Genomic DNA, 12413 nt, shown 5'->3' with positions numbered 1-12413 from the left:
CAATGTTTGTGAGTGGTTTTTTAGGAAATTGATCCATTATACTCTTTGTTAATCGTTTATATAGGGTTCCATATGGTTTCGAATGGAAAGGAAGTGTCGTAATATTTTGCTAGTCGATAATCGTAATAATCGGTGGCTTTTCTAAGTATTGAAAAAGGTTTGGCCCATCTGCTTCTGCTAGTTTTGCTTCTGGACTTGCAAATGCTTCTTGTAGCTTCTCCATATTTTCAAATTCTAAAATCGTAATAAGGTATAAGTTTAAGTGAGTATTTTGCAAGCCAACTACTCGATGCACAGAATCTTTGATAATATTTGGGATATTCCTGCCAAGTGGAACATGCACATTAAAATAATGCTCGTCAAATTTTTCCTTATCGTTTGGTTCCTCATACATAATCACCATTTTTGCCATATCGAATCACTCCTTCTATAGGAAAAATATATTACATAGAAATCAATTTATTCCTCTTTCAGTAACACGGAGGGGTGGATCTGAGGACCGAGGGGTCAGTTCACTTGACTTATAAAAAGCCCGACTAGCTCCTATCCGCTAGTCGGGCCTTTTCACGCGCAAAACTTCCGATTGTCCCCTTTAAAGAACCGTCGCCATGGTCTCCAATTTCTATAAGGTCCTAATTACTTTGAAAAGAGTAGCATTATTTTTACAGAATTTACAAAGAATATACGTAACACATATCAAGGGGTCCAGTGATGAAATATATGGGATTTAGGAAAAAAGGGGAGGATACTCCAAATATACAATTAAATGAATCGATGAATTCATTTCCGGAAATTCCTCTAAATCCAAGATTAAATCAAAATATTGACATATTGAAATCTGCTTATAAAGATTGTTCAGACGTGGTATTTCGTGATTTTAGTATTGGCAGCGAGATCAATGCTGTTCTTCTTTACATAGATGGCCTGTCTAATACCGAAGAAGTCGAAACGCATGTGCTAATGCCGCTTATCCAGCTAAAAAGCCCGAAAGAGAGTCCTATATTTGAAAGAGCGAAAAAGGAAATATCGGTTTCAGATATCAAAGAAATCTACACGATACCTGATATTTTCAAACAGATTTCCATGGGCAACCCAATTATTTTAATTGAAAAACAAACAAAAGGAATTTCGGTGGGCCTGCCGAAGTGGGAAAAACGCAGTATTAAGGAACCTGACGCAGAATCCGTCATTCGCGGTCCCAGGGAAGGCTTTGTTGAAACATTACGAGTTAACACCTCTCTATTACGCAGGAAAATTCGTCATCCATTATTAAAAATGAAACAAATAACTATTGGCGGCTACACCGAAACGCAAGTTATCGTGGCGTATATCGAAGGGTTAGCCGATAACACTTTAGTTGATGAAGTTACGCATCGACTAAAGCGAATAAAAATTGATGGTATTTTAGAAAGCGGATATATTGAGGAAATGATCCAAGACAGCCCATTTTCTCCTTTTCCGCAGTTGTTAAACACAGAACGTCCGGATGTCGCCGCAGCCTCTCTATTAGAAGGCCGTGTGATTATTTTGATTGACGGCACCCCTTTTAGCCTTATTGCTCCCTGTACGTTTACAAGTTTATTACAGGCACCTGAGGATTACTATAATCCATTTTACGTCAGCACATTGATCCGCTGGCTGCGCTATATATTCTTTTTTATCGCGTTGCTTGCACCATCAGCGTATGTGGCGATCTTAACATTTCATCAAGAAATGCTTCCAAACTCACTGCTTTTAACAATCGCCCAAAGTCGTGAACAAATCCCCTTTCCCGCTTTGGTTGAGGCGTTTATGATGGAAATCACTTTTGAGGCTCTTCGTGAAGCTGGTGTGAGATTGCCAAAACAAGTTGGTGCTGCGGTTAGTATTGTCGGTGCACTCGTGATCGGTCAAGCTGCGACGGCAGCGGGTTTGGTTTCATCACCGATGGTTATGGTGGTCGCCATTACGGGTATCGCCTCGTTTCTAGTGCCAAGATATGCGGCTGGCATCCCGATTCGACTACTCCGATTTCCGATCATGATTTTATCCGGAATGATGGGACTTTTGGGCGTTATGCTTGGAATTACCACCATTGTTGCGCATCTATGTACGCTTAAATCCTTTGGAGTTCCCTATCTCAATTCGGCAGCAGTACTAAAGCTTGGTAATTTAAAGGATGTCTTGATTCGTGCTCCGTGGTGGGCCATGAGAACACGCCCTGATTTTTTTTCAAATGATCCTAGTAACCTAAGACGTGAAGCAGAGGATCAAATGCCCAGTCAAGAGAAAGGTAATGGTGGAAGTTGATGTGTTGGATACCAGCTATAAAGAGGACTTTCACTTTATTCCTTCTGGTTTGCCTATCCTCGATGTTCCTTACAGGATGTTGGGATCGAACCGAAATAAATGACTTAGCTTTTATTCTAGCGGCAGGTATGGATAAAGGAAAAAAAAATAATATCGAACTCTCAGTCCTTATCTTTATTCCACAAGCCCAGCAAGGTGGACAAGGATCTGGGATGTCGGGTGGAGGAAGCAGCGGCCAATCCTTTGTGAGATCAGCTGAGGGAGAAACGGTGGCAGATGCGATGGCCCGGCTTCAGGAAGCACTCACCAGGAAGATTTTTTGGGGGCAAAATGAAGTGCTCCTTATTGGAGATGAATTAGCCAAGAAAGGAATTAGCGAACAAATTGATTTTTGGATGCGGCACTCGGAACCTCGAATACGTGCCGATGTATTTGTTTCGAAAGGAAAGGCAAAGACTGTTTTGAAGGCCATGCCGGAATTGGAAAAAGACGCCTCAAAACAACTTCGAAAAATAGTCAAAACACATATTGGGGTAAAAGTAACGGTGAAGGATTTATTGCAAATGCTATCCGGTGAATCCAATGCAGCTGTACTGCCATGGGTGGAAAACCTACCCCAATCACAAATGGATAAAAAAAAGGCCATTCCCACCATTAACGGAGCAGCGATTATTAAAAATGGAAAAATGATAGGAAGATTAAGTGATAAAGAAACGAGGGGAATTCTTTGGCCAAGAAATGAGATTAAATCCGGTGTGATTACCATTTCATTTAAAGATGAAAAAGGCTACATCTCCTTAAATCTGTTAAGGAGCCAGAATGAATTGATCCCTTCCATTAAAAATGGCAAATGGAGCATGCACGTTAAATCGAACGCAGAACTAGAAGTCATTCAAAATACGACAAAACACAACTTATTCGATCCAAATATTAAAAAAAAAACAGAGCAAAAGGTTAAGAATGAAATTGAACAAAGGGAAAAGTTTGCTTTTACGGAAGTCCAGAGAAAGTTAAAAGCTGATATTTTCGGCTTTGCGGATGAATTTGAGAAAAAATATCCACAAATATGGAAACAGAAGAGAAAACAGTGGAATGAAATTTTTCCTGAGGTAGACGTTTCTTTTGAAACAAAGGTAAATATTAAAAGAACCGGTCTAGCAGATGGAAAACCCAAACGAGGTGCCGAGCAATGAAGGTTGTTGGGATTTTGGGGTTAACGGTTATACTTTTGTTTATTTTTTTGATTCAACGGCCGGGTTTGAAGAAAAGTGGAAAAAGGGTAAAGATGGCCTTTTTTTCAATCATGGTGATGAATTGGGTTCTGGCTGTTTTACTTGTGATTTTTCCGGAAATGCCGGGACCTGGACAATTGGTTGATTTCCTCTATAAGTCATTTAAGCCTTTTTGGTAAAGAAACTCCTGTTGTAAAGGAAGGAACAAACATGATTGAAAAAGGTAGAATTTCTGGTTTGGAGCTTGCCCTCATTATGTATGCAACAGTTGCAGGAACAGCCATTCTTTACATTCCCTATGTCACAGTACAGCATGCAAAACGTGATCTGTGGCTTTCTCCGATATGGGGCTCTTTGAGCGGCTTCCTCATCGTCGTTATCATGGTCATACTCTCTAGGTTTTTTCCAGGTAAAACACTAATTGAATATTGTGAGCTTATACTTGGTCGGACCATTGGAAAGATCATCGCGTTTCTTTACCTATTTTTTCTATTACATGATACCGCCATCGCTTTTAGAGAGTATGGTGAGTTTGTCGAAGGTGCTTTTTTGCATAAAACACCTATACTTTTTGTGACCGGAAGTATAGCCATATCTTGCGCCATTGCTGTCCATGGGGGCATACAAACGATTGGACGCTGCGCTGTGCTTTTTTTGCCAATTGTTTTAGTATCCTATGTACTGATTTATATCTTTCTTATTCCTGATTTGAATGTGAAAAATATGCTGCCGATTATGTCAGATGGGGCAATGCCCTCCATTAAAGGGTCGCTGGCACCACACGCCTGGTTAAGTCAATTTTCATTGATGTCTTTTCTGCTGCCGTTAGTAACGAATCAACAAAAGGTGATGAAATGGGGAATGTTTTCAGTCATCGCGAGCGTTTTGACGATGGTCTTTATGAACCTTGGAAATCTTTTTTTATTTGGGGACATACTGATCAATCTACAATTTCCAGTGTTTGAGGCGGCAAGATTTGTTAGTATCGGGTCTTTTTTTGAACATATTGAGTCGATCATTATTGCGGTGTGGGTTCTTGGCGGCTTCATTCAGCTGTCCGCCTTTTTTTATATGCTCGTTCTTGGTACTTCACAATGGCTGAAATTGCCAAGTTATCAACCATTTGTTTTACCAATTGGTTTTTTAATTATTCTCTTTTCGGTCTGGACAATCCCTTCATTTGAAGACATGATTCGAGGAATGGGTACAACAGTGCCTTTTTATTTCCTAACGGTTCAGCTGATCATTCCCATTTTACTCCTATGTGTTGCGGTCATGCGGTGGAAGAAACCAAAATCATTCTTGCAGTAAGTATTATGCGGGGGGAGATGGGGAAGTATTTGATTACTGCGACTGGTTTATTCCAAATAAATGAATAACTTTTAAAGGAATAAATCAAACGATGTCGAATGAAAACTAATAGTTAAAAAGTTTTAGGAATAAAGTCTATCTTTCGATACTTATAAGTAGTACAGGTATTTTTGGAGGTCTGGAATTGGTTTCTAATGGTTAGTAATTTTTTATTAAATAGTGCAGACGGAAGGAGAAATCTATGGCACAAACCTATAAAAAAGAGAAAATAGAAAATTTATATCATTTAATTAAAATATTCCAAAATCATACAAAAGAGAAGGTCAAAAGAGAAGTGGGGCATTATAATAGAAGATACTTAATAGGTCAGTACGAAGCCTATGGAAAAGTACTTACTATAATGGAAAAAGACTTTAACCTAACAGATGAACCAAAACAAGATCCATTAGTTTAATTAAATCAAGAAATTTAATCAGTCTATAAAGCACGAAAAGAATGCTAATAAAATTGAAATTGTCTACAAACACGTTTTACCTATGCAGGAAGAAGAAATAGAGATAGAAATTAAAGAAATATTAAAAATAAACTAAAGGTGGAAGTTTCAATGGGGAAATATGGACAAGCAGCTGTCGATGCAGCATCACTAGTAAGCACTAATCCTTTGGTAACACCACGGGATGCATGGAATCTAGCAACGACTGAAATCTTCGGCAAGGGGACATCCAGTCAGTTAAAAGGTTGCCCAAGAAGTACATTTCTAGGGTTATGTGAAGAGGGATACATAAAAGGAGTAGCTCCAGGTAATAATCATCTGAAGTCTACAAAAAATAAAGAATATGGGATTAAGGCAGTAGCGCTACTTAAGAAAGATCCATCATTGGTCGAAGATGTGAGCCAACTTTGGTACAAAGTGGTTGAGGGAGAAGTTAAGGTACACAATTCCCAGATGGATATTGTGGTTACCCTTTGGAATAGTAACTTACTAGTATAGAAGATATGTAGATTAAGAAATTTTTCGATTGTGGAGGTGGTTAAATTGATCGCAGAATTGCATAATAAAATATCTGCTGAAAGCAATAACTTAGAACGGTCTGAAGATAAATTAACAGGTGACTTTTTTGGTACTTTGCGTTACCTTCCCTTTGAAATAGGGATGAAACCAATTCTTCTACCGGTAAGATTTAAGGAAAAACTGATTTCTCAAGAATGGATGAATCGTATACATTTAGAAAAAGGTTATATGACAGGCATGCAGTTTTGGAAGCGCCATGAAGAAGGAGAAATTGATTTACTTATACCATTTTCTACGATCAACATTGGGATAGAGATAAAATATTTAAGTGGCATTTCCTCAGATGATGAAAACACAGAAGCTGGTTTGGAGTATGAGGAAAGCTGTAATCAGTTAGCACGTTATTCGAGGATGTTGAAGGATATCTCTAATGATAAAACACCATATTTAATCTTTTTAGCTCCATTTAAAATGATGCGGGAAGTAATGCTTTCATTACAAACACGTTCTGTTATTGCTCCTGGTGTGTTTCTAGGATTTTTATGCTGGGAGGACGTTCTCGATTCACTAAGGGAAATCGATTCTATTTCTTTGGATCAAGGTCAACAAATGATCATTAACGATTTGCAAGATTTATTACTTAAAAAAGGATTTTTGAGATACAAGGGAATCTCAAAAGATATTATTTCTAAAACGGTGGCAAAAAGTGATTTCTATTATTTTCATGCAATCACTAAAAATTTACATACTCTTAATTGGCCTAACCAAAACATATACAAGGAGGATTACTATGTCTTTAGTAACCAATAATCTTGGGGAAAATATTAACACGGCTGTAAATGTATTAATAGATACATATAAAAACTTAGATAGCTTGTTTGTAGAGTTAGATCGAATTGGTGAAGAGGAAGGATTTATCTCCCTTACACCGAGATTTTTACGTTGGAAATCAGATACTGATCCATCTGGGTGGTTACCAACCAATTTTATAAAATTGTATCAATTGGAAGCAGATCCTGATGTTCCAGGAGAATTAGGATTGAAATCTGGCTCCTTATTTGGAGTGGAGGTTGATTTAGAGGCCAATGACTATCCGACGATCTCACTAACAAGATACACCTATGATTATTCAATATGGTCAAAAGTACCATCCATTTCAGATCATTGGGTATTCTACGGTCCATTTAGGTACGAAAATCTGTTTAACATCAATGAAAATAATGGTCTTTGGACAAGCGAGCCATTAGAAAAAGCACAAAAACGATATTGGGGAATACAAAAAGCAGTTTCAAGAGATATTCCATTATTGGAAATTACCGATCCTGAAACAATCAGAACAAAGGTATTTCAGGGATTAGACCTGTTGCCAAGATAAATAAATTTGGTTATTAGTAGGGAACTCCCAACACCTATAATTAGGAGTTTGCATTGAAGGAGAAGAAGAAATCGGCAGTCCTCATCTTGCACAGTTTTTATCCGAAAATAAAGAAAAACTAGCCTGTGATGTGGTGGTCATATCCGATACTGATTTGTGGGATAGAGGAGTCCCTGCGATTACATATTCGTTAAGAAGTCTGTGTGCTCTCGAGGTTCCCTTAAACCGGCGAATACGGATTTGCATTCAGGCATGTTCGGCGGGGGATTTCAGGGGGAAGGTACAAAAACAGTCATTCCGAACGATTCACATGCGAAAATCACCTGCCGTCTAGTCAATAATCAAAATCCAGAAAAAATACAGGGCTTAATCAAAAAGCATTTAGAAGAACATGCACCAAAAGGATGCATGGTAAAAGTGGTCAGGATTTAAAATCATCAAAGGTGAAATTATTCCTATTAATACGTTAAATTAGTATGTAAGGTAAGAGGTAATTAAATAATTATTATGATGAGGTAATCATGAAAAAAACCTGGCTTGCTTATCATTTAATCCTGCTATTGTTTCTCATTGTGATGATGGCCCTCCATTTTATTGTTAACGGAGGGCGGAGCGAACATGATATCAATATCTACTTTGTTGGGATCACTGTTTGGATCAGTGTGCTAAATATAGTCATAACGTTTCCAATTTGGATTATCGTTATTTTATTCAACAAACACCGCATGAATAAAAGGTCATTTTTGATTGGCCTAAGTCTATTTTTGCTATTTTTCTGCCTTTCTATTTTACCCTTTGCTGAAATGCTCGGGTATATGAGTTTTTGAGATTCTGCTGCCTTTTTTATTTAGAATCAAAGTGTGACAGGCACCATCAAAAATTGGATGGTCCCTGTTACACTATTTTCTCTGCCAAATGAGTTGTTTACAGATGAGGAGAGGAGACAGGTTCAAGAACTATTAGATCAATATAATAAAAGATAAGTAGACTACATAATCCGATCATTTCATTGAGAGTAGTGATAAAGATGTATTGCCGGTACTGTGGATTTCAATTAGAGGAACAAGATGCCTTCTGTTCAAAATGTGGAAAATCGGTTTCACACGAAAATGCTAATGTGTCTGTATCGCCCCAGATTGAGTTTAATGTACAAAGCGCTAGTAACATACCATTAGAATCTGAGCTTGAGGAAGTTTTTGTAGGAAAAAACTATGACTATTACATAAATAAGTGGAACCAACTTGAAAATAAAAAATCAAAGATAAGTTGGAACTGGGCAGCTTTCTTTTTGGGACCGTTTTGGTTTGGCTACAGAAAAATGTATATTCCAGTGTTGGTTATTGCTTTTATGTATTTCCTATTGGATTTATTCCTCTATGTTATACAATATCAATTCACTGAGGAGACCTATTATTTTGATACTGTCGAAAATTTGCTATTAATTCCATTATCTCTTTTTGTTAGTTTGTTTGGTAATTACTATTATTTAAAGCACACGGATCGGAATATCGAAAAAGCAAACTTGCAGCCATTTAACCCAGAACAGAAGAGGACATGGTTAAAAAGAAAAGGTGGAACGAGTTGGTTAGCAGGGGTGTTTTTTACACTCGCCATTATGTTTATTTATGGATTCGCCACAGCCTATCTTCTTCCTACCAACATCGACCAAGTAGCATACGTTAAAGATGGATCATTCTATGAATATCCTACCACTACCATTGGTGAGGGATTTGATCATTTCTTCTTTGAACCTGAATGGGAATATGTAACGGCAGATAGCCCATTCGATATCATCCGCTTTACCGGAATTGCTGATCAAGACGGGTTTGATGTGGAAGTTACCATTGACTTTATTCTGACCGACGATTCGTTTGAAATTCATTCAGCCTTTGTTGATGGTGAACAGATATCTGAGGATGAGATTTATTCCTTGTTGGACGTTGTTTTTAATACACCAGAAAGTGAAAGCATAACCAACTAATCTTGTTTTAACGATTAGGGGATTTGGTGGGTGTGTTTCTTAAGTTGGTTGATACAGTTTGAATAAGATATCCGAAAATGCACTGGGATAGATAAGTGGAAAAAATAATTGTGATTCCAGAACCCCCCGGTAGAGGAAAGAGTTTGTTTACCGGGGAAGGAGCCTCTTCTCTCGATGCATTTTTTTAATGAACGCAAAATTCAATACGAACCATATGATATCGAAGGCAAAGGAAGCGTCGTTATATTTTGCTATTCAATAATCGAAATAATCGGTGGCTTTTCTAAGTACTGAAAAAAGTTCTGTCCATCTTCTTCAGCTAGTTTTGCTTCTGGGCTTGCAAATGCTTCTTGTAGCTTCTCCATATTTTCAAATTCTAAAATCGTAATAATGTATAAGTTTAAGTGAGTATTTTGCGAGCCAACTACTCGATGCACAGAATCTTTAATGATATTTGGGATATTCCTGCCAAGTGGAACATGCACATTAAAATAATGCTCGTCAAATTTTTCCTTATCGTTTGGTTCCTCATACATAATCAGCATTTTTGCCATATCAAATCACTCCTTCTATAGGTAAAATATATTACTTAGAAATCAATTTATTCCTTTCTCGTAACACTGATGGGTGGATCTGATGACCGAGGGGACGGTTCACTTGGACTGAACTTAATATTTAATAATTGGTTGATGACTGCTGCAACTCTAGCGATTTTTCCAATAGTTGGAGAACGAGTTCTCTCCAATCCAGCCGCTAGCATCAGTTACAACATTTATTTAATACTTTCATCTATTCACCCCATTATTTATCAAAAATTAGTAAAGCACAGACTTATACATAATAAAGGACTTTTTCTTTGCCTAAAATAATATTGAACATTTTGGGTATTTTTAATAGTGGAATTAAATTAGTGCAACACTAGTGGAAATTTATCTTAAAAATATTGTATGTTTGTCCAAGCATTTTCCTTCCTTTTGAATTTAATGTAATCAAAAGGGAGGTGGAAAGTGATGAATAATGATGTTGTTTCGATTGGAGCAAATTGTGTAGTAAGAATTAGAAATCGGTTCTTTCTTCTGGTAGAAATTGAAGTGGAAGATATAGACTTAGAAGAAATTATTTTTATCCGAATTTCTGAGCGGGAGTTTAGAACATTAATAAGAGCGGGTGTCCAACGTTGTAGAATCGCAGAGCGTATTCCACGTAACAATGCAGAATTCAATTGTGTTTTAATTGAAGATGGTCAAGCATTTTTGGTTTTCGACGTGGAAAACAATCAAGACGAAGCTGTCCTTGTTAGAATTTCTTTAACAAGAGCAGAGGAGTTAATCCGCAAAGGTGCAATGAGGTGTACGGTTATTAATCGATAAAGAAATAAAAATAATGGTTTGCAAAATAAAGTTAATTTAACCTATTGAGTCGATTATACGGCTCTTTTTAAGTAAACCAGATTGTGAAATATGGTACTTTAATTCAAGGGCAATAGGTAGGGGGTATGCAAAAAAGCATACCCCCAAATGTTCTTTGTATCATGATTGAACGATACCGTATAATAATTTACCAATCCATAACGCAAGTAAAAGCCAAATCAGAATGAATAACACGGCAACAAACCAATTTTTTGGTTTACCATTTTTCCTGATTTCTTCAGCCTTTTCTTTGTTTTCTTCAATAATATAAGCAGGTATTAATTTCAGAGCAAGCAAAATGCCCAGCGGAACAATAATGAGGTCATCGAGATAACCTAATACAGGAATGAAGTCAGGTATTAAATCGATTGGACTAAAAGCATACGCAACCACACAAATAGCGACCAATTTAGCATACCAAGGAATTCGATTATCTTTGTAAGATAAATAAAGGACGAATAAGTTTTGTTTTAGTTTTCTTGCGTAGTTTTTTAATTTTGTCAAAGTGTTTTGTTGTTCCATGTAACTCACCCATTTTAGTAATGATTATAAAGGAGATTAGGAAAGAACTGAATCATTTTCGGATATTCACTGTTCAACCAACCATGTACCACTTCTTACATTGTATTTACCACTAAATGACATGAAGTGTACCAAGGAATGACAAGACGTTTACCACCGCAATCTTATAGGTAATAGGAGGAATAAACCTATAGTTTGGAGGATCAAGAATGTTAAAATATTTGATTAAAAAAGACCAGCCTTGCGCAAACGGGACTGATTTTAGGTTAACTCTTGTATTACGTAGTAGACCATTACTACGCAGCAAAGCTCTTCATTTATAGAAGACTTTGTGAAGGGATTTACTTAAACTAATGGGCAGGTTAGTTTAAGAAGGAGTGGTGAAAAAAGGCGCAGTAATATGGGGCGATTTCTTCTTCAATAAAACAAAAATAATCGTTTCCTCAACCGTTCTAAAAAAGTTGTTTTAGGTACAAGTTCCTCTATAGAAGTAGTGACTTGATGATTTCGGTGATAAATAAATTTACCAATCATAGTCAATCCCTCCTGATACCTTTTCGCGCGTAATAGGATAAAATAGCAAAAAATTACCGCTGAGAAAGGACTTTCTCAGCGGACTGCGCAAAAGAGGCTGTATAGTTCTCTTTTTGTTGTTATAGTGTGCAAGTAAAAGTTGCACTCTCGGATACGGAGGGAAGTCCAGGCACTGCAGTTGAGGTAGCAGTAATGGTTACAGGTTGTCCAGGTACTGGAGTAGTTACTGTAGCGCTAAAAGTACCACCTGCACCTGTCGTTACTAAAGTTGGAGAAACTGTTGCCGGAGCCGTTATAGTGAGAGTGATTGGAATTCCTGGAACTCCAACTCCGTTTACTGTTAAAAAACCCTGAAGCGTAAATGGTTGACAATCCACTTGAGCACCTGACAGACCGATTTGAATAAGTTTTACACCCATTTATTGTTCAACTCCTTAAATTTTTAAATACATTTTCCAATTAAACCTAACTATTTTTTCTAGAAGGATAGAGTAGTAATTTTGTATCTTACTTTTTCATTGGAATCGTACTTATGAAATAAGGTATTCAGAGGTGGAAAAGCTGTAACGGCTAATTTAACAATCTGATTTAAAATTGGATTATCATAGCCAAGATTGGTCAATTTTAAAGTTTGAAAACGAAGATATTATAAGATTACTTGGTGCGTTGAATCAGGTGATTTAAGTATGTACCTGCCATTTGCAGCTTTTTGTTTCTTCAACTAAAGAAGCAGGATAGTTTAATAAAG

At 37.1% G+C, this 12413-nt stretch carries 16 protein-coding genes and 1 pseudogene; 12 read left to right on the top strand and 5 right to left on the bottom strand.

What is annotated here, in order from left to right; all coding sequences use genetic code 11:
- Positions 1-109: 109 nt before the first annotated feature.
- Positions 110-412: an EthD family reductase gene (locus V7124_RS08870; protein WP_335488196.1), complete on the bottom strand. Its 303-nt coding sequence runs from the start codon at positions 410-412 to the stop codon at positions 110-112.
- A gap of 299 nt (positions 413-711) precedes the next feature.
- Here V7124_RS08870 and V7124_RS08865 point away from each other — a divergent pair, with 299 nt between their 5' ends.
- The 11 genes and pseudogenes from V7124_RS08865 to V7124_RS08815 all read left to right on the top strand — a co-directional run bounded on the left by V7124_RS08865 (position 712) and on the right by V7124_RS08815 (position 9200).
- Positions 712-2289 (top strand): spore germination protein, encoded by a 1578-nt coding sequence (locus V7124_RS08865; RefSeq protein WP_335488192.1) that lies wholly within the window; start codon positions 712-714, stop codon positions 2287-2289.
- Positions 2289-3482 (top strand): Ger(x)C family spore germination protein, encoded by a 1194-nt coding sequence (locus V7124_RS08860; protein ID WP_335488189.1) that lies wholly within the window; start codon positions 2289-2291, stop codon positions 3480-3482. The genes V7124_RS08865 and V7124_RS08860 overlap by 1 nt, the downstream gene beginning before the upstream one ends.
- The gene (locus V7124_RS08855) at positions 3479-3700 is read left to right on the top strand and encodes a hypothetical protein (protein WP_335417626.1); all 222 of its coding nucleotides are present in this window, start codon (positions 3479-3481) and stop codon (positions 3698-3700) included. The genes V7124_RS08860 and V7124_RS08855 overlap by 4 nt, the downstream gene beginning before the upstream one ends.
- Before the next feature lie 31 nt (positions 3701-3731).
- Positions 3732-4832 carry a GerAB/ArcD/ProY family transporter gene (locus V7124_RS08850; RefSeq protein ID WP_335488184.1) on the top strand — a complete coding sequence of 367 codons (1101 nt, stop codon included), beginning with the start codon at positions 3732-3734 and terminating at the stop codon, positions 4830-4832.
- Positions 4833-5073: 241 nt separating this feature from the next.
- Entirely contained in the window at positions 5074-5286 is a 213-nt protein-coding gene (locus tag V7124_RS08845) for a hypothetical protein (RefSeq protein ID WP_335488181.1), read from the top strand.
- Positions 5287-5436: 150 nt separating this feature from the next.
- Entirely contained in the window at positions 5437-5823 is a 387-nt protein-coding gene (locus V7124_RS08840) for a DUF6979 family protein (protein ID WP_335488178.1), read from the top strand.
- Between the two features lie 45 nt (positions 5824-5868).
- On the top strand, positions 5869-6654 hold the full coding sequence (locus V7124_RS08835; RefSeq protein ID WP_335488175.1) for a hypothetical protein: 786 nt from the start codon (positions 5869-5871) through the stop codon (positions 6652-6654).
- Positions 6635-7219 carry a hypothetical protein gene (locus V7124_RS08830; protein ID WP_335488171.1) on the top strand — a complete coding sequence of 195 codons (585 nt, stop codon included), beginning with the start codon at positions 6635-6637 and terminating at the stop codon, positions 7217-7219. Before V7124_RS08835 ends, V7124_RS08830 begins: the two co-directional genes overlap by 20 nt.
- Before the next feature lie 49 nt (positions 7220-7268).
- Positions 7269-7639 (top strand): annotated as a pseudogene (locus V7124_RS26320) (peptidase dimerization domain-containing protein); the annotation flags it as partial.
- 101 nt (positions 7640-7740) lie between these two features.
- Complete coding sequence (locus tag V7124_RS08820) at positions 7741-8046, top strand: hypothetical protein (protein ID WP_335488166.1); 306 nt, start codon at positions 7741-7743, stop codon at positions 8044-8046.
- Positions 8047-8336: 290 nt separating this feature from the next.
- Entirely contained in the window at positions 8337-9200 is an 864-nt protein-coding gene (locus V7124_RS08815; protein ID WP_335488163.1) for a DUF2628 domain-containing protein, read from the top strand.
- 251 nt (positions 9201-9451) lie between these two features.
- Here V7124_RS08815 and V7124_RS08810 read toward each other — a convergent pair whose 3' ends face one another.
- Positions 9452-9754: an EthD family reductase gene (locus V7124_RS08810; RefSeq protein ID WP_335488161.1), complete on the bottom strand. Its 303-nt coding sequence runs from the start codon at positions 9752-9754 to the stop codon at positions 9452-9454.
- 47 nt (positions 9755-9801) lie between these two features.
- On the bottom strand, positions 9802-9960 hold the full coding sequence (locus V7124_RS08805; protein WP_335488158.1) for a hypothetical protein: 159 nt from the start codon (positions 9958-9960) through the stop codon (positions 9802-9804).
- Positions 9961-10210: 250 nt separating this feature from the next.
- Between V7124_RS08805 and V7124_RS08800 the strand changes: the two genes are divergently transcribed.
- Complete coding sequence (locus V7124_RS08800) at positions 10211-10570, top strand: hypothetical protein (RefSeq protein WP_335488155.1); 360 nt, start codon at positions 10211-10213, stop codon at positions 10568-10570.
- Between the two features lie 159 nt (positions 10571-10729).
- On the opposite strand, the gene V7124_RS08795 is transcribed toward V7124_RS08800, so the two are convergent.
- Together V7124_RS08795 and V7124_RS08790 are read right to left on the bottom strand one after the other, a co-directional pair.
- Positions 10730-11131: a YkvA family protein gene (locus V7124_RS08795; RefSeq protein ID WP_335488151.1), complete on the bottom strand. Its 402-nt coding sequence runs from the start codon at positions 11129-11131 to the stop codon at positions 10730-10732.
- A 653-nt stretch (positions 11132-11784) separates the two neighbouring features.
- Complete coding sequence (locus V7124_RS08790; protein ID WP_335488148.1) at positions 11785-12084, bottom strand: hypothetical protein; 300 nt, start codon at positions 12082-12084, stop codon at positions 11785-11787.
- Positions 12085-12413 lie beyond the last annotated feature (329 nt).

The sequence above is a fragment of the Neobacillus niacini genome, from assembly GCF_036961885.1.
Taxonomy (GTDB): Bacteria; Bacillota; Bacilli; order Bacillales; family Cytobacillaceae; genus Neobacillus; species Neobacillus niacini_H.
This window is presented reverse-complemented; position numbering and strand designations above follow the sequence as displayed.

Coding starts and splice junctions, on each gene's coding strand:
- V7124_RS08870 (WP_335488196.1), bottom strand. CDS start 412: ATGGCAAAAATGGTGATTATGTATGAGGAACCAAACGATAAGGAAAAA.
- V7124_RS08865 (WP_335488192.1), top strand. CDS start 712: ATGAAATATATGGGATTTAGGAAAAAAGGGGAGGATACTCCAAATATA.
- V7124_RS08860 (WP_335488189.1), top strand. CDS start 2,289: ATGTGTTGGATACCAGCTATAAAGAGGACTTTCACTTTATTCCTTCTG.
- V7124_RS08855 (WP_335417626.1), top strand. CDS start 3,479: ATGAAGGTTGTTGGGATTTTGGGGTTAACGGTTATACTTTTGTTTATT.
- V7124_RS08850 (WP_335488184.1), top strand. CDS start 3,732: ATGATTGAAAAAGGTAGAATTTCTGGTTTGGAGCTTGCCCTCATTATG.
- V7124_RS08845 (WP_335488181.1), top strand. CDS start 5,074: ATGGCACAAACCTATAAAAAAGAGAAAATAGAAAATTTATATCATTTA.
- V7124_RS08840 (WP_335488178.1), top strand. CDS start 5,437: ATGGGGAAATATGGACAAGCAGCTGTCGATGCAGCATCACTAGTAAGC.
- V7124_RS08830 (WP_335488171.1), top strand. CDS start 6,635: ATGTCTTTAGTAACCAATAATCTTGGGGAAAATATTAACACGGCTGTA.
- V7124_RS08820 (WP_335488166.1), top strand. CDS start 7,741: ATGAAAAAAACCTGGCTTGCTTATCATTTAATCCTGCTATTGTTTCTC.
- V7124_RS08810 (WP_335488161.1), bottom strand. CDS start 9,754: ATGGCAAAAATGCTGATTATGTATGAGGAACCAAACGATAAGGAAAAA.
- V7124_RS08805 (WP_335488158.1), bottom strand. CDS start 9,960: ATGCTAGCGGCTGGATTGGAGAGAACTCGTTCTCCAACTATTGGAAAA.
- V7124_RS08800 (WP_335488155.1), top strand. CDS start 10,211: ATGAATAATGATGTTGTTTCGATTGGAGCAAATTGTGTAGTAAGAATT.
- V7124_RS08795 (WP_335488151.1), bottom strand. CDS start 11,131: ATGGAACAACAAAACACTTTGACAAAATTAAAAAACTACGCAAGAAAA.
- V7124_RS08790 (WP_335488148.1), bottom strand. CDS start 12,084: ATGGGTGTAAAACTTATTCAAATCGGTCTGTCAGGTGCTCAAGTGGAT.